The 16,331-nt window shown below is 41.8% G+C and carries 13 protein-coding genes; 6 read left to right on the top strand and 7 right to left on the bottom strand.

The genetic code is table 11. The features are described 5' to 3' along the window. Positions 1–133: 133 nt before the first annotated feature. Together ACM0OR_RS20395 and ACM0OR_RS20390 are read left to right on the top strand one after the other, a co-directional pair. On the top strand, positions 134–1,219 hold the full coding sequence (locus ACM0OR_RS20395; protein WP_414578376.1) for an alkene reductase: 1,086 nt from the start codon (positions 134–136) through the stop codon (positions 1,217–1,219). Between the two features lie 369 nt (positions 1,220–1,588). Next, the gene (locus tag ACM0OR_RS20390) at positions 1,589–2,302 is read left to right on the top strand and encodes a rubrerythrin family protein (protein ID WP_414578375.1); all 714 of its coding nucleotides are present in this window, start codon (positions 1,589–1,591) and stop codon (positions 2,300–2,302) included. Positions 2,303–2,405: 103 nt separating this feature from the next. Here the strand turns inward: ACM0OR_RS20390 and ACM0OR_RS20385 are convergent, their stop codons facing one another. Continuing rightward, positions 2,406–2,855 (bottom strand): hypothetical protein, encoded by a 450-nt coding sequence (locus tag ACM0OR_RS20385; RefSeq protein ID WP_414578374.1) that lies wholly within the window; start codon positions 2,853–2,855, stop codon positions 2,406–2,408. 266 nt (positions 2,856–3,121) lie between these two features. Between ACM0OR_RS20385 and gntT the strand changes: the two genes are divergently transcribed. After that, positions 3,122–4,483 carry a guanitoxin biosynthesis MATE family efflux transporter GntT gene (gntT, locus tag ACM0OR_RS20380; RefSeq protein ID WP_414578373.1) on the top strand — a complete coding sequence of 454 codons (1,362 nt, stop codon included), beginning with the start codon at positions 3,122–3,124 and terminating at the stop codon, positions 4,481–4,483. A 76-nt stretch (positions 4,484–4,559) separates the two neighbouring features. After that, on the top strand, positions 4,560–5,729 hold the full coding sequence (locus ACM0OR_RS20375) for a homocysteine biosynthesis protein (protein ID WP_237991052.1): 1,170 nt from the start codon (positions 4,560–4,562) through the stop codon (positions 5,727–5,729). A gap of 166 nt (positions 5,730–5,895) precedes the next feature. Here the strand turns inward: ACM0OR_RS20375 and ACM0OR_RS20370 are convergent, their stop codons facing one another. Beyond that, positions 5,896–6,942 (bottom strand): hypothetical protein, encoded by a 1,047-nt coding sequence (locus tag ACM0OR_RS20370; RefSeq protein WP_414578371.1) that lies wholly within the window; start codon positions 6,940–6,942, stop codon positions 5,896–5,898. Positions 6,943–7,320: 378 nt separating this feature from the next. Here ACM0OR_RS20370 and ACM0OR_RS20365 point away from each other — a divergent pair, with 378 nt between their 5' ends. Then, positions 7,321–8,196 carry a tetratricopeptide repeat protein gene (locus ACM0OR_RS20365; protein WP_190706098.1) on the top strand — a complete coding sequence of 292 codons (876 nt, stop codon included), beginning with the start codon at positions 7,321–7,323 and terminating at the stop codon, positions 8,194–8,196. A 60-nt stretch (positions 8,197–8,256) separates the two neighbouring features. Here ACM0OR_RS20365 and ACM0OR_RS20360 read toward each other — a convergent pair whose 3' ends face one another. From ACM0OR_RS20360 to asnB, 5 genes are all read right to left on the bottom strand, one after another. Further along, positions 8,257–8,886, bottom strand: coding sequence for a TMEM165/GDT1 family protein (locus tag ACM0OR_RS20360; RefSeq protein WP_414578369.1), 630 nt, complete (start codon positions 8,884–8,886; stop codon positions 8,257–8,259). 264 nt (positions 8,887–9,150) lie between these two features. After that, positions 9,151–10,224 (bottom strand): glycosyltransferase family 4 protein, encoded by a 1,074-nt coding sequence (locus ACM0OR_RS20355; RefSeq protein ID WP_414578368.1) that lies wholly within the window; start codon positions 10,222–10,224, stop codon positions 9,151–9,153. 9 nt (positions 10,225–10,233) lie between these two features. Next, complete coding sequence (wecB, locus tag ACM0OR_RS20350) at positions 10,234–11,337, bottom strand: non-hydrolyzing UDP-N-acetylglucosamine 2-epimerase (RefSeq protein ID WP_414578366.1); 1,104 nt, start codon at positions 11,335–11,337, stop codon at positions 10,234–10,236. After that, entirely contained in the window at positions 11,334–12,455 is a 1,122-nt protein-coding gene (locus ACM0OR_RS20345) for a glycosyltransferase family 4 protein (protein WP_414578364.1), read from the bottom strand. The genes wecB and ACM0OR_RS20345 overlap by 4 nt, the downstream gene beginning before the upstream one ends. A gap of 2 nt (positions 12,456–12,457) precedes the next feature. Then, entirely contained in the window at positions 12,458–14,392 is a 1,935-nt protein-coding gene (gene asnB / locus ACM0OR_RS20340) for an asparagine synthase (glutamine-hydrolyzing) (RefSeq protein ID WP_414578362.1), read from the bottom strand. 90 nt (positions 14,393–14,482) lie between these two features. On the opposite strand from asnB, the gene ACM0OR_RS20335 reads away from it, so the two are divergent. Beyond that, positions 14,483–16,309 carry an ABC transporter ATP-binding protein gene (locus ACM0OR_RS20335; protein ID WP_414578361.1) on the top strand — a complete coding sequence of 609 codons (1,827 nt, stop codon included), beginning with the start codon at positions 14,483–14,485 and terminating at the stop codon, positions 16,307–16,309. The last annotated feature ends 22 nt before the right edge of the window (positions 16,310–16,331 follow it).

Raw genomic sequence — 16,331 nt, 5'->3', positions numbered from 1 at the left:
ATTCCTGTTTAGAACAAGAACATTCCTGTTTAGAACAAGAACATTCCTGTTTAGAGCAAGAACATTCCTGTTTGAAACTTGAATCATCAAATTAAAATTCCCTCCAGCCGACTAAAACACATAAACCCACATCATGAATACAAGCATCAACCTATTCACACCAGTTCAACTAGGGTCTTATACTCTACCTAACCGGATTGTTATGGCCCCTATGACTCGGTTACGGGCAATTGACAACATCCCAAATGCGCTGATGGCGACATACTACGCTCAACGAGCTAGTGCAGGGTTAATTGTGACTGAATGTACAGCAGTTTCTCCCCTGAGTTTGGGATATATGAACTGTCCAGGGATTTACACCGAAGCACAAATCGCTGGATGGCGATTGGTAACAGATGCAGTACATCAACAAGGGGGAAGGATATTTTTACAACTGTGGCATTCTGGGAGAATTGCTCATCCCGCCTTGTTGGGGGGAGAATTGCCAGTTGCGCCAAGTGCGATCGCTGGGGTTGGTTCACTGCACACTCCCACAGGTAAAGTATCTTTAGAGACTCCCCGCGCTTTAGAAACCAAAGAAATTGCCGAAATTGTCGAACAGTTCCGCCAAGGTGCAGCCAATGCTTTAGAGGCTGGCTTTGATGGTGTTGAACTACACGGCGCATTCGGCTATTTAATCGACCAATTCTTACAAGATGGTTCAAACCAGCGCACCGATAAATACGGCGGTTCAGTTGAGAATCGCAGCCGCTTTCTTTTGGAAGTGGTGGAAGCCGTTACTGGCGTTTGGGGAGGCGCAGGCGAGCGCGTCGGTATTAAGCTTTCTCCTAGTAACACTTTTTACGGGATGTACGACTCCAACCCCAAAGAAACATTTAGTTATGTGGTTAATGCTCTCAACCCCTTTGATTTAGCTTATCTCCATATGATGGAAGCCAACGAAGTTGATTTGTCAACTCGTGAAGTCATGAACCCTGTAACACCCTATTTCCGCCAAATCTTCAAAGGTACATTAATTACCAATGGTGGTTATGAAAGGCAAACAGGAGATGATATCCTCGCAAAAAATGATGCAGATTTAGTATCTTTCGGCAAGCTATTTATTGCTAATCCCGACTTACCAAAAAGATTCCAGACTAACGCTGAATTAAACACCCCAGATCCCAGAACATTCTACGCTCCAGATGCCATAGGATACACTGATTATCCATTTTTATAAGTAGTCAATATTTTTTCTCCTCTGCTTTCCTGCCATAATCTTCCTGTCACAGCTAAGAAAACGGGTAAATAAATATGGGCTGAAAAATTTGTATAAAAAACTGTAAATTAACGCCGTGTGCAACTTTCTCTCAAACCTAACCCCCAACCCCTTCCCTACTTTCGCGCAGCGTGTCGGAGACAGGGAAGGGGAGCAAGAATCAAAGCCTCTCTCCTTGCAGGGGAGAGGTACCCTGCGGGAAGCAAGCTATGGAGAGGGGTTTTAATAATAAGTTGCACATCGTGTAAATTATACAAGTGGTAGCTCATCTACTCAATTTGAGAGTTTGGATTTTACCTCTAAATATTACTTCTTAGGCATCCAAAAATTATGGATCTTTCAAACTTCACTACTCTGCAAAACTTAGAATCTGCCTTTGGTGGCGAATCAATGGCAAACCGGAAGTATCTGTTTTTTGCAGAGGTAGCGCGGAAACTTGGGTTTAAAGATTTAGCTAAACTGTTTCGTGAAACCGCAGAGCAAGAGACCGAACACGCCTTTGCTCATTTTGAGTTGCTACATCCAGAACTAGTTGTAGAAGATCCAGCTGCGTTAACTGACGAACAAAAACAAGAAATTGTCTCTCGGTGCTTATCTTTAGCCATTGAAGGCGAAACCTACGAATACACTACCATGTATCCTGACTTCGCCGCAGATGCTCAACGCGATCGCGACAATCCCGCCGCCGAAGAGTTTCTCAAACAAGCGCAAGAATCTAGCGAACACGCTGACACCTTCCGCACCGCAGCACATCGTTTTGGCTTATTAAAATTCATAGAGAATTACCACGCTGATCGCTACACTGAAGCTTTAGAAGTAATTAATGGTGGACAACCTACAACCAGAGTTGCGAGTGCAGATCCCAACACTCGTAAATGGGTTTGCAGACAATGCAGTATGATTTATGATCCTGTGACTGGTGATCCTGATTCGGGTATTGCACCTGGTACAGCCTTTGAAGCAATTCCTGATGATTGGCAATGTCCCATTTGTGGAGCTACCAAAAAGACTTTTATCCCCCTTGAGGAAAAAACTGCCGCCTAACAAAATACGGTTCAACTAAGGGTAGTTTAGCGATACAGAACCCCGGTTTCTTTGGAGAAACCGGGGTTCTATATTCTATGTTAGATCCTTAGAAATATAAATATTATTTTTCATCATTTGGATACCAACCTGCTGGAATTATGTCAAAATCCCACACGTCTTTAAAAACATACATTCGCTCTATCAAATCTGGCAAAGGAAGTGCATTTTGGCTACCTTCTTTCCAATCTTTTCTATCAACTGTTCCCATTACTAAATAATCATTTCCGATGATATGAGGATTTGATTGACTCATTCCTATAGCTGTCAATGCTTCAAGTTCCTGTTTTTTAGTAATAATTAGGTCACAGACAGAACAGTATTTACATTGCTTATTTAATATAAATAGCTGCTTTGATTCGATAAAAATCACCAAAGGAAATTTACGAACTTTAGTTTTTGTATCACATTTTGGGCATTTAGTGAAAGCACAATCATTATAAGGGTTGAGAAAAAACTTATGTCGTTTTTTTGGGCTCTTTCCTGACAACTTATTTGAACTCTGCTTGGGCATTTTGCTTCTCCTTACTTAAGAGAGAATAGAACAAAAAATTTGTTTTCCTGAACATTCTGCTACCGCCACTACCTTTTCTTTTGTACAGTGTAAGACTATTTAACATGACTGCGGCTACTTATGGTTGAGCGTTAAGACTTTTTAATTTGAATCTGAGAGCATTACCTCAACCTACTTGCAATGTGACTATAAAACTCATATTCTTAACCTGTCGCTTAAACTAAAATAGTTCCAATTTCCATCAATAACTCCAGTACAGTCAAAATATGAGATTTGCAGCAGTCTCACTCCAGTACGACTTCTTACCTCGCTTTTACAGAATGGCAAGCATTAACGTGCTTTCCAACATGATGGTTCCTTTAGCGGGTATTGTTGACATTGCCTTTTTAGGACATTTAGCAGATATCCGTCACTTAGCAGGAGTCATTTTAGCAACCATACTCTTTGACTACCTTTACAGGGTGTTAAAGTTTTTACGCTCTAGTGTCAATGCCCTAACTGCACAAGCCGTGGGGCTGGATGACCAAAAAACCATCTTACTAGTAGGGATGAGGAGTGCCTTAATTGCCCTAGGACTGGGGTTACTGATCCTATTGCTGCAATACCCAATCCAAAAGATGGGGTTTTTGATTTTGAGTGGTTCGCCAGAAATTGAAAGTTCTGGAAGTGACTATTTCTATGCCAGAATTTGGGCAGCCCCGGCTGTGTTGCTTAACTTTGTGTTAATTGGTTGGTTTACGGGGCGCGAAATGAACAGCTTAGTGCTGTTGATGTCTTTAATTGGGAATGGTTCTAATGTTTTGCTTGACTATTTGATGATTGTCAAGTGGGGTTGGGAAAGCATGGGTGCTGGACTGGCTACAGCCATCAGTCAGTATTTGGCGTTAGTCATTGGTTTAGTGGGGGTGTGCTTCAGCATTCAGTGGGCAAAAGTAGCAGCCGCCTTACAAGAGATGTTTGATTGGGTGGCGTTGAAGGAGACTGTTGTCCTCAAAACCAACATTCTGGTGAGATTTTTAGTCTTGATTTCCACTTATGCGATCTTTACAAATTTGAGTGCCACGATGGGAACAATCACCTTGGCAGAAAATGGGTTGCTGTTGCAAATTGCGCTGTTGAGTCAGTTCACCATTCAAGGTGTAGGGATGACAATGCAAACCTTGACGGGCAACTTTCAGGGTAAAGGTACAACAGAAAAGATGATTCCATTGTTGAGTGTTTCTGTAATTACCAGTTTGTTTATTGCTCTAGGTTTTGCGATCGCATCTGTGATTTTCCCCGATACCATATTTGGATTACTGACTAATCATACAGAGGTGAACCAACACATCAGTAGTTATGCAATTTGGTTATTGCCGCTTCTAGGATTAACTGCGATCGCTTTTATGCTGGAAGGGTACTTTATTGGCTTAAAAGAAGGTGCAATTATCCGTAATGCCGTTCTGTTAGCCTTTGGATTCGGTTTTACTCCCTTAGCTGCTACAGGATGGTATTTACATAATAATCACTTGTTATGGATGGCTCTAGTTGGCTATATGACTATCATGATTTTAGTGCTGGGGTCACAATTACCTAAAACATTCATTAATAAAAATCTGCCAAATCAAGATTTACTGCCTAGTTCTTGACCGTACCAATTTTAGATTTTAAATTTGTTTTTTGGTTCAAACCCTAGAATTAGGATGTCAATCTGCCACATGAAAAATGCGAACTATTGCAGAAATCAACGAGAAAATTAACCGCCAAACTGCGGTAGTGTTAACGGCTGAGGAATTAAAAGCACGGGTTGCGGAAGTCGGTGTGAAGAAAGTTGCCGAAGAAGTTGATGTTGTTACCACTGGCACTTTTGAACCGATGGAATCAAGTGGGGCAATTATTAATCTAGGACACACTGACCCGCCTATTAAAATTCGCCGTTGTTGGGTAGATGGAGTTCCTGCATACAGTGGTTTTGGTGCAGTCGATTTATATTTGGGTGCTAGCTGTGTTGTGGATACGATGGATGGCGAAGAAGTCCGCGAACGGGGCGGCGGTCATGTAATAGAAGATTTGATTGCCGGTAAACCTGTGCATATCCGCGCCCAAGGACAAGTCACTGATTGTTATCCTAGAGCAAGTTTTGAGACTTCTATTACTCGCGACACAATAAATCAGTTTTATTTATTTAATCCACGTAATCTTTATCAAAATTTTATTGTAGGGGTGAATGGAGGCGATCGCCCGCTTCATACTTACCTCGGCCCTCTGCAACCGCGTTTAGGTAATGCTGTCTATTCTAACCCCGGTGCAATTTCTCCCTTATTGAATGATCCAAAATTACAAATTATTGGCATTGGTACGCGTATTTTCTTAGGCGGCGGTATTGGTTACGTTGCTTGGGAAGGGACGCAACATTTTCCTTTACAAAAGCGGCTAGCCAATCAAACACCCATTGGCCCCTCTGCGACTTTAGCCTTAATTGGTGATGCCAAACAAATGGATGCGCGTTGGGTACGGGGTTGCTACTTTAAAAGTTATGGTTCTTCGTTAATGTTGGGTGTAGGTGTACCCATACCCTTATTAAACGAACAGGTAGTAGAAAACTGTGCAGTTCAAGATCAAAATTTAGTTGCGCCAATAGTAGATTTTTCCATTCCCCGGCGCGTCCGTCCGACATTTGGTTTGGTGAGTTACGCCCAACTCAAATCCGGGCGTATCACCATCGAGGGTAAAACTGTTAGGGTTGCTCCTTTAGCTAGTTTATTTTTATCTCGGCAAGTTGCCATAGAGTTAAAACAATGGATTGAAGCAGGCAGTTTTACCCTCACTGAACCAGTAGCATCAATTCCAATGGAGAGGTCTTTTCTTCCTCAAGACCATTGGAGAGAGTTTTAAAGCGAGTGCTGAGTGCTGAGTTGTGAGTGCTGAGTAATGAGTGAGTTATGAGTTGTGAGTTATGAGTTGTAAATGATTTTTTACTCATTACTCATTACTCATTACTCATTACTCATTACTCCTCACTCCTCACTCATTACTCAGCACTCAGCACTCATTAATCACCTTACTCCTGAGTAGGTTTCGGTCGCTTGATTGGCTTCGGTGCTGGTGTAGAGCTAGGCGAAGGCGATTTTGGTAAGGGTTTGGAAATTACCGAGGGATCGCTGCTTGTTCTCTTGACGGGGCGTGGAGTTTCTCCTGGTCGTCTGGGGGGGAATGGTCTTCTTCCTGGACCACCACCAGCACCGCGAGGACCACCACCACCGCCACCTCTAAAGGGTGGTCTGCGTTTTTTGGGTAAGTCAGCGATCGCTTCTGCCGTTTCTATGACTAATGCGTCGGCTTCTCGCTTGGCTTTGAAGTCCCAAAACTTGCCTACAGCTTTGGTTGTCAGCACACCCCGCAATTTCAACTTGAAATATTTGGGTTTGTCATCTCGTTTACGTGGAGCTTGCTTAATTTTTACTACTAAGCTCTTTTCATCAAAAGACTGGTAAACCACTTCCCCACGGACGGAGAAACCGCCATCCGGGATGTTAGATGAAGGTGCTGAGAGGCTTGTAGCTTCTTTACTCTCATCTACTAAGCTTTCATCGGGTGTCTGTAATTCTTGTGACTCCGAATCTGCTTGGTTTTCTTCTGTTGGTTGTTTAGCCAGACTTTCTGGCTCCCATACCCCTACAATTTGAATGTGTAAGCTGTCATTTTCTTGTCTGGTGCGGGGATAAACTACCCACAAATGTTCTTTTTCTAGGTCTAGATGATTTTTGACTAGGCTCATAATCCGACCCAGCAAGACGGAATTGAGTTCTACACCATCTGGGGTGAGTAAGATACCTTGGGTAAAATGTTCGTCACTGGCTTGGTAACGACCCCGGACTAGTCCGATGGCGCGGTATTGCATCGGTTCACTAGGAGGCGGTATCGGTTGTTGGCGATTGGCTAGGTTCTCATTAGAGTCAGTTTCACTAGAGTTGACAGGTGAAGTCTCAAGCTTAGAGGGCTGGGTTGCTGCTATGTGAACATTAGCAGCTGCCTCTTTGGGAGTTTGAGGTTCATTGGAAGCAAAAGAGTTAGCGGAATCAGGCGAAGGCATCAGGTCGGAATTCATAAAAACTCCTTGCGGCGGAGACACATCCCAATTATGGGATTTTAATAAGGCAGCTGGAAATAGCGTTTGCGTGGTTGATGAAAGTATATTGGCTTTTCACAAAATCACAACAGAACGCTCTATACAATTGTAAAGACCCTAAATCAGTCATTCATTATGTAAATGTGTAATTTAGCGTCTTTACGGCAGTTTCGGAAGCATATCATAGCTTTTAATATGATGGCTCTCCCTAAAGTAATCACTTAATTTAGCAGTCAAATAATCATTTGTTATAAAATTCACTCTTAATTGGCGGTATTCCGCACAGTTTTTGAAATTTTTAACTTTCTAGTTTGTGTCAATAATAATGAGATGTGAGTTTTGGAGGGGGACAAAATAGTGTCTCAACCGCGCAATCGCTGGATAGTTCAGATCATTCTAGCACTGGCAGTTCTTACTTTTGTAGGTATTTCTTTAGTTCCCATTATTAGTGCGCTCAATGATACGTCATCCTCAACCCCGAATCCCACCAACCCTAGTGATGTCGCTACTTCTAACCAAACATCCAAGTTGCAAGATGAGGTGCGAGGTTATGAACTGGTTTTACAACGAGAGCCAGAAAATCAAACCGCGCTCAAGGGCTTATTACAAGCCCGACTACAACTTTTGAGTTTAAAACAAGGTGAGATCCAAGGGGTGATTGAACCATTGGAAAAGTTGGCGAAACTTAATCCGCAGCAGTCAGAGTATGGAGTGTTGTTAGCTCAAGCTAAACAGCAGATTGGTGATAAGGAAGGGGCTGCTCAAGCTTATCGAGCCATTTTAGATACGAAACCAGGAGATTTGAAGGCTTTACAGGGAATGGTGGCTTTGCTTGTGAGTCAGCAACGTCCAGAAGCTGCTGTAGGCTTGCTGCAAGAGACTCTGACTAATGCGGCTCAAGCTAATACTATTCAACCGGGAAGTGTGGATGTTGTAGCTGTACAGGTGTTATTGGGCAATGTTCACTCTAGCCAAAAACGCTATCCTCAAGCTATTTCTGCTTTTGATCAGGCAATTCAGAAAGCTCCCCAAGATTTTCGCCCAGTTTTGGCTAAGGCGATGCTGTTGAAGGAACAGGGTAAAGTCACTGAAGCTAAACCTTTGTTTGATAGTGCTGTGGCTTTAGCTCCTGCTCAATACAAAGATGAGATTAACAAAGCGGCTACTGTATCACCTGAGCCTAACCCTACCCCTGCGACACCACCCACATCTGAAAGCGCACCCAAGCAGTGAGAAAACTAACAGCCTCTAAATTTTGAGGGGCTGTTATTTTGAATTTTGAATTTTGAATTGTTAAGCTCCCTCAAGAACAGCAAAAACACCAAAAATTAAGAACAGGAATCCGCCAGCAAAGGTAAGCTGACGCTCAGAAATACGTCCAGCGATCATTTTGCCACCAATGACGGCGATCGCGGCACAAATTGCATGACCTAAAATAGCCCCGATGGTGACACCAATGGCATTATTCCCTGCGGCTAAGGCAATCGTGGCGATTTGCGTGCGATCGCCCCATTCTGCCATAAATGTCAAAACAAAGGCTTCTATGACAATCGATAAGGAATTTTTTTGCTTGGGTAGCTGCAATTCGGCTTTTTCTACTGCGGCTTTGGCTTCTGCTATTTCTTCCATCATTTCGGCTTGTTCAGCAGCAGCAGTCATCTTACTAGCTTGGTACAACAACTTAATACCAAAGGCAAAAAACAATACGATTACAGCATAATGAGTATAAACTTTTGGTAATTGAGAAGCGACTTGTCCAAACAACACCGAAAGGATTGTCATGGCGGCTAAAGCAGCTACCACTCCTATAAATACCAATCGCCGTGAATGGCGCATTGCCAAAATCATAGCGATAAAAAATGTTTTATCCCCTAACTCTGAAACTGTAATTAGTAATAAACCTGCGGTAAAAGCCGTTAGCACTCTCTCAAGCTCCTGAAAAATCATGTATCCATGTGAGCTTGATGAATGCCAAAAGACCTCACCAAGCTCACATTTTTGTGAACTTAGTGAAGGTCTCGCTACCAAATATTAATTATTTGTCACTTGAACCAGGCTCATCACCAGTATGTTGATTCAAATGTACTGGCTGGGAAATTCTTTGCCAGTTGCTACTCCCCTTCTATGAGACAGATATTACATCTATATGTAGGTATGAGTCAAGCAAGAATTTTCTGGCTTTGAGAATTAGAGATATCCAGATAAGACTTCGACCGTAGCAAGTCCAGTTTTTTCCCAACTAAATTGATTAGCTCTAGCAATACCTTGAGTAGAAAGATGTAAACGCAATGCTAAATCAGCCGCTATCATCTGCATCGCGGCGGTGATTTCTGCTGTGTTGTAGGGATTAATCAGAATCGCTGCATCACCAGCCACTTCTGGGAGAGAGGAGAGATTAGAAGTGATAACAGGAGTACCGCAAGCCATTGCTTCTAGGACAGGGAAACCGAAACCTTCCCACAAACTGGGGAAAAGAAGTGCGATCGCTTGATTAATAATGGTGGGTAATTCACTGTAAGCTACATAGTCGAGGAATTTGACCTGATGACTTATCCCTAGTTCTGCAATTTGTGTTTGTAGAAGCGGGGTATAACGCTTGTCAGTTGGGCCTGCTAGCCATAGTTCGTAGTCGTCGTTATTAGGTAGCGCAGCAAAGGCGGCGATAAGACGATGTAGATTTTTGTAAGGGTCTTGTCTACCAATGTAGAGAAAGTAATTGCGAGTTGGTAAATTGAGATAGCAAAAGTGCGTGCGGTCGTGCGCTAGGGGGATGGGGGTAATTTTACTAGCTGGAATTTGATAAAAGTCAATGATGTCGTTAGCTGTAGCCTGAGAGTTACAGATAATATGTTGCGCCTGTTGCAAAACTTGAGGAACATAGTAACGATGATACGGCGTTAACGGTGAGAAACGTTTGGGAAAACGCAAAGGTATTAAGTCATGAGACATCACCACAAAACGACAGTTGCTATAAAGCGGTGCTTCTGGTAGAGGAGAGAATAAAAGAGGGGATTTTAATTCGTGATAAATTCTCGGTACTTGCAACTGTGTCCAAACTAAGCGACGAAAATGCCCTTTCCCTCCCTGTTCTGCTGTTTGCTTGGGAGGTACTGGGTAACATTTATAACCAGAAATATTTTGTGCAACTAGAAGTGTAGGCTGAAGTTGTTTTAGATAAGGTAGCAGGTTAAGGGAGTAAGTAGTAGTACCTGTGGGTTTTGTAAGTAGAAAAGACAGGTTAATAAGTAGATGTTCGTCCACGCTCTCAGTTTATAAACAAATTGAGTTGCTAGTAAGTAACTGAACAATTTTCAATGCGGCAAATCCTCCCCCATAGAGATGATTTGGTACTTCGTTACCAGAAATACTCAGCAACGCATCTGATATACCATTAGCTACATTTGATGAACCTACTGGTGGTAGTAAGCGATTCCATCCTAACTGTACCAACTCTACCCATTCCGTTTCTTCTCGTAAGGTGACACAAGGAACGCGATAGAAAAATGCTTCTTTCTGTACACCACCAGAGTCCGTCGCTATGAGTTGGGCATTTTTCTCTAACATCACCATGTCTAAATATCCTACTGGTTCAATTAATTGTAGGGATTGACCAGCACTTTCCCATAACTCCGTGCGTGACAAAGCAGCGCGGGTGCGGGGATGAAGCGGTAATACTACGGGTATATTCCGAGATATGGCTATTAATCCTGTAAAAATTGCTTCTAACCGCTTGGGGTCGTCAGTATTTTCTGCTCTGTGAATAGTTGTCAGAATATACTTTTGGGGAGTCAAGCCCAGATGATCCAGAATAGAACTTTTTAGCTCTGCTTTTATTCCGTACTCAATAGCAGCATCGTACATGACATCCCCTACTAAGTGAATTTTTTCCGGAGCAATTCCCTCTTGACGTAAGTTTTCCACAGCCGCAGTAGTAGGTGCAAAGAGTAAATTGGCGGCGTGGTCAGTCAGCACTCGATTGATTTCTTCTGGCATTCGGCGATTAAACGATCGCAAACCAGCTTCAACATGAGCTACAGGGATATGCAGCTTGACTGCCGCGATCGTTCCTGCCAAAGTAGAGTTTGTATCACCATAAACTAGCACCCAATCAGGCAATTCTTTCAGCAAAACTTGTTCAATTTCTGCCAACATCCTGCCTGTTTGCATACCATGAGTGTGAGAACCAATACCTAAATGATATTCAGGTACAGGAATTTCTAACTCTTGGAAAAACACATCAGACATATTTTCGTCATAATGCTGACCTGTGTGAACTAGCACTTCCTGAATGTCAGGATGAGATTGTAACTTTCTTGAAACTGCGGCTGCTTTGATAAACTGTGGACGTGCGCCAACAATTGTCAAAATTTTCATTGCTGATATATTTTGTGATAAAAATCTAGTAATTTTTGTGATTCTATTTCCCAGTTATACTGAGTACGCACTGCTTCTTGCCCTCGTCTACCCATAGCAGCAGACACTTCTGGGTTTTCTAAAAGATATTGAATAGCTTTAGCAATCTCCTGCGGATCTAAAGGATTAACTAACAAACCGCATCCAACCCCTTCAATAATCTCCCGCCACAAGGGGAAATCTGATGCTACGATTGGCAAACCCGCAGCCATATACTCAAACAATTTGTTAGGCAATGCTTCTAGGTGATCGCGTTCAGGATGAAAAATCACCAAACCAACCCTAGCTTGTGCCAAATACTGGACTAAATGATCACGAGATTGCCAACCTAAAGATTTTACATTTTGCCACCCAGGGAACTGTTCCACTTCAGTTTTCAAAGTTATGGGCGAAAATTCACCCAACAGTAATAGTTTGCTCGCTAAAGTTTCGGGTAAAAGTGCGATCGCCGAGACCATTTCTCGAATTGCACGAATTGCAGTAATTCCACCCGCATAAATAATATTATTTGCTTTGATATCCTCAGCAGTATTAATTGCAACCGCCGCTTGAAGTTCTGCTGTTAAAGGAAAATTACGAACTAGAACGGTTTTTGTTGGTGGAAACTTCTGGGCAATTTTAGGTGTAACACATACAAAACCATCTAGGGTAGCTTGAGCTATTGCTTCTAACACCGACCAAATCCCAAACTTAGACCAACCCATCACAGGATTATTTTTGCTTAAAGAAATCGCCTCCCAGGGGGTGTCTTCGTGAACGTCATAGATAACTTTAGCACCAAGGCGTTGCAAGAGAATTCCTACAGGAATAAGTTCTGGGTCATGGAAATGATAAATCTCAGCTTGTAAGGATGCAGCAAGATGATAAGCACTACTGAGTCGCCGCCAAATTCTTTCTAAGCGAGGGTAGTTCGTCACTCGCTCAATAGCATGAAAGAAAACCCCCTCTAATTGATGTGCTGGAGGGTGAGAAACTAACAAATGTACCTCATACCCAGCTTTTGCCAGGGTGACACACTCCTTATAGAAAATGCGAATATCCTGCGCCCGATGAATTGTAGACAGATGTACTACTCGCATTGTCAGCCCTCAAAAGTCACGTTAAAGCGTTCTGTCCAGCGAATTAAGTTTATCCAACGCCAGACACGAAAATCAAAGGCTGAACGTCCTTCTACAACTGATTGAAATTCTTCTCTGACCTTTTGGATATTCAATGCGGGAATCTCGTTGGCGGTGTCGCTGTTGAGTACCGCTTCCAACCAAGGGCGTAAATCTTGCAACCAACGCTGCTCCGGTGTGGCAAAGCCAATTTTGTCTTTTCTATCTAAAATTGGGTCTGGAACAATACCCCGCATCGCTTCACGGAAGATGGCTTTAGATGTACCGTCGCTAGCAATAATAAATTCTTCTGGCAGTGAAAAAATAAAGTTGACTAAATTGGGAGTTAAAAAAGGAACTCGACTTTCAATCGAGTGTGCCATAGAGTTACGGTCTTCATAGCGTAAAAGCATTGGTAAACTAGTTTCTGCTACAGCTTGGGCTAGTTCTGCACGCAGTATTTCTAAATTATGTTTCTGGGGATAAAGTTGAGGAATTAGACCATTTTGGGTAAACCAATTACTATTTAGCCAAGATGGTTTCACATCTTTTTTTACTAACTGTCTCATTGAGGGTTGCAAACTTGGTGGTAGGAGTAATCCTACAGCACGTAGCAGCATTTTCTTTTGGCTAATCTCTGGTAGATTGGCTGTGCGTTGTAAAAGCTGGCTGGCACTTTGCCATTTTCCTTGGCGCAGTAGCGAAGCTAGGCGTGCAGCTAAGTAAGGACGATAGCCACCCAAAAGTTCGTCTGCTCCCTGACCATCCAACATGACTTTAATACCAACCCCTTGTGCCATTTGGAATACTCGATACTGGGCATAGATGCTGGTGCTACCAAAAGGTTCATCTTGTAAATCAATGAGTCTGTTAAGGTCGCTGGTCAAGTTTTCTGAAGAGGCTTGTATTTTATGTCCCACAGCATCCGCCGCTTTTACGACAATATCCACCCATTGTTCTTCACTGAGGGATGGATCTGAAGCTATATAGCTGAATGTGTGGAGTTCGAGTTGTGAACCTTGCAGATATCGCATCGCCATGACAATGGCGGATGAGTCTATACCCCCCGAAAGGGCTGCACCAACTGGTACGTCACTTCGCAAATGTAAGTTGACACTCTCTAAAAACAGATGGCGTAGGTGTTCTGTGGCTTCTGGAAATGTAATATCTGTATGTTGATTTAAATCTAACTGCCAATATTGCTCTATTTGGGGTTGCTGGGGTTTATCTAGAGAAATTCTGAGAAAATGAGATGGGGGTAATTGTTTAATATCCGCAAACAGAGTTTCACTACCATAATCAGTCAGCCCAGAATGCAGGTAATCGTAAAGTCTTTGGGGATTGACATGGCGTTTAATTTCTGGTAGATGAAGTAGTGTTTTAATTTCGGAAGCAAAGGTGAATCCATTATGAGAGTAAGTATAGTAAAGTGGTTTGATTCCGAAATAGTCACGAGCGAGTAATAGGGTGTGTTCCCAAGTGTCAAGGATAGCGAAGGCAAACATTCCTACTAATTTAGTGAAAGCTTGGACACCCCACTGAGCATATGCTGCTAGTAACACTTCTGTATCTGAATGGGAATGAAATTGATGTCCTAATACCTTCAATTGAGTTTGCAGTTCAAGGTAGTTATAAATTTCGCCATTAAAAACAATATAATATCGTCCATTGGGTGTTCCCATTGGTTGCCAGCCAGCAGGACTTAGATCCAAAATAGACAAACGGCGATGAAATAGGCAAATAGGAAAATTTTGCACCTCTTCGGGACTTCTGGAGATATGGACGGATGTTTGTTGCGACCATCCTAAAAAACCCAGTTCATCAGGTCCACGAAGCTTGAGAGAATCACTCAAGGTTGTTAAAATCTGTAAATCTATTTTTGAGTTATTAAATCTCACAATCCCGCCAATTCCACACATAATAACTTAATACTCTTCTTTGATTGGAACATTCATTTTTAGATTTCAATCTTCACCAATAAAGCACACGAAGGACAAATTAAGCACAAAATGACAGAGACAGCGATCGCTATCCGTGATCTTGGAAAGATGTATAGACTCTATAAGCATCCTGCTGATAAAGTTCTTGATGCTTTTGGAATCAATCGCTGGTTATTCTGGCGCAAACAATACTACCAAGAGTTCTGGGCTTTACGTGGGCTGAATTTAGAAGTAAAAAAGGGAGAACGACTAGGTTTAATCGGACGCAACGGTGCTGGTAAAAGTACCCTCTTAAAAATTATTACAGGAAATTTTGCCCCCACAGAAGGCACAGTGGAAGTTACAGGAAGAGTACAAGCTTTGATGGAACTTGGTACAGGGTTTCATCCAGAGTTTACCGGCCGTCAAAATATCCAAGCTTCTCTGGCATATCAAGGACTATCTCCAGCAAAAATTAAAGACTTAGAAGAAGAAATTATTGATTTTTCTGAATTATATGAGTTTATTGATCAACCAATTAAAACTTATTCTGCCGGAATGTATGCGCGTCTAGCTTTTACTGTAGCTACAGTGATCGAGCCGGAAATATTGATCATAGATGAGGTGTTGGGTGCTGGTGATGCCTACTTTGCTGGCAAGTGTGTAGAACGGATGCGAAAGCTCACAGAAGATTCAGGTGCTACGGTTTTATTTGTTAGCCATGATTTAGGATCAGTTCAGGCTTTATGTAACCGAGTAGTTTGGATCAATCGTGGTATTTTACAAGCTGATGGTGAGCCATTAAATGTGATTAAACAATATTCTGCCTTAGTCAGACGCGATGAAGAAATTAGGCTCAGGGCAAGAGACCTCAAAGTATCTAAAAAACAAGCTATTCTGCTAGAACGACAACAGGATATTTACGAAAAACTACTTTTCCGATTAGTAGGTTTAGATGGTTCTCATCCAGTCGGGTTGCATAAAATTCGTGCCATATCTTTCTGCTATTCATCAGATAATATTGGATACATTCAGGTAGGCGCACCTATGGATAATCATCCTGATCAAGAGCATTATCTGATGGCTGATGCAGGTTTTATGGATTGGGGTAAACCTAGTAAGGATGAATTGGGCTACTATAGGCAATACGGTAATTTTCATGGCAAGTATGCTCATGCACCTTTTGAATTTTCTATACCCAAATCCTACTTGAATGATGAAGCAGATTTTAAATTAAAAATACAGGCCGATTGTGAGCAAGAATCCGTGGCTGTAGAATTATTCATCACCAATCAAAATAAATACTATAGACTAGGAGTTATGAAAGTTGGCAGTTGCCTCAATGAGTTCGATGTTGACATCAAACATTTAATTGACTGGAGGCAGCAAGATCAAGATTCATTAATAAATCTTGAAGTAAATAAACAAAAAAATGATAATTCATCTAATATATCTCAAAATATAGATGAATATGGTTCACAAGAAGTATTAATTACAAAAGTCAAACTGTTAGATGCCTCTGGACATGAGACTAAAATTCTTTATTCTTTAGAAGCATTTCAAGTTGTTATAGAATATACTACTAGAATTCCTGTTCACAATCCAACTTTTGTTTTTTGTATTTATTTATCTTCTGGTATGACAGCTTCCCAATGGCTAGTTTCTGCGGAACAAATTGGGAGAAAAGTCATAGATGGAAGTGGAGTAATTATTTTTCATAGCAACAATTTATTACTAGGAACAGGTGCTTATGTAGCTAGTACCGCTATTTTTAAATGGTATCCCAGAAAAGGACTTGAGCCTGAAGCTTATCACGTCCTTGACAAATGTACTCATTTTCAAATTTTAAATAAAGAGGAAACAGAAATTATAGACTACGGTATTTGCAGGCAACCAATAGAGGTTCATTTCGCTTAATTTTATTTAATATATAGATTAG

It is taken from the genome of Anabaena sp. CCY 9402-a (genome assembly GCF_963920945.1).
Classification (GTDB): domain Bacteria; phylum Cyanobacteriota; class Cyanobacteriia; order Cyanobacteriales; family Nostocaceae; genus Trichormus; species Trichormus minutissimus.
The sequence above is the reverse complement of the archived record's forward strand: the minus strand, read 5'-3'. Positions and strand labels throughout refer to the sequence as shown.

What these genes read in the sequence shown, in the direction of transcription:
- ACM0OR_RS20395 (WP_414578376.1), top strand. Translation starts at nt 134, where the DNA reads ATGAATACAAGCATCAACCTATTCACACCAGTTCAACTAGGGTCTTAT.
- ACM0OR_RS20390 (WP_414578375.1), top strand. Translation starts at nt 1,589, where the DNA reads ATGGATCTTTCAAACTTCACTACTCTGCAAAACTTAGAATCTGCCTTT.
- ACM0OR_RS20385 (WP_414578374.1), bottom strand. Translation starts at nt 2,855, where the DNA reads ATGCCCAAGCAGAGTTCAAATAAGTTGTCAGGAAAGAGCCCAAAAAAA.
- gntT (WP_414578373.1), top strand. Translation starts at nt 3,122, where the DNA reads ATGAGATTTGCAGCAGTCTCACTCCAGTACGACTTCTTACCTCGCTTT.
- ACM0OR_RS20375 (WP_237991052.1), top strand. Translation starts at nt 4,560, where the DNA reads ATGCGAACTATTGCAGAAATCAACGAGAAAATTAACCGCCAAACTGCG.
- ACM0OR_RS20370 (WP_414578371.1), bottom strand. Translation starts at nt 6,942, where the DNA reads ATGAATTCCGACCTGATGCCTTCGCCTGATTCCGCTAACTCTTTTGCT.
- wecB (WP_414578366.1), bottom strand. Translation starts at nt 11,337, where the DNA reads ATGAAAATTTTGACAATTGTTGGCGCACGTCCACAGTTTATCAAAGCA.
- ACM0OR_RS20345 (WP_414578364.1), bottom strand. Translation starts at nt 12,455, where the DNA reads ATGCGAGTAGTACATCTGTCTACAATTCATCGGGCGCAGGATATTCGC.
- asnB (WP_414578362.1), bottom strand. Translation starts at nt 14,392, where the DNA reads ATGTGTGGAATTGGCGGGATTGTGAGATTTAATAACTCAAAAATAGAT.
- ACM0OR_RS20335 (WP_414578361.1), top strand. Translation starts at nt 14,483, where the DNA reads ATGACAGAGACAGCGATCGCTATCCGTGATCTTGGAAAGATGTATAGA.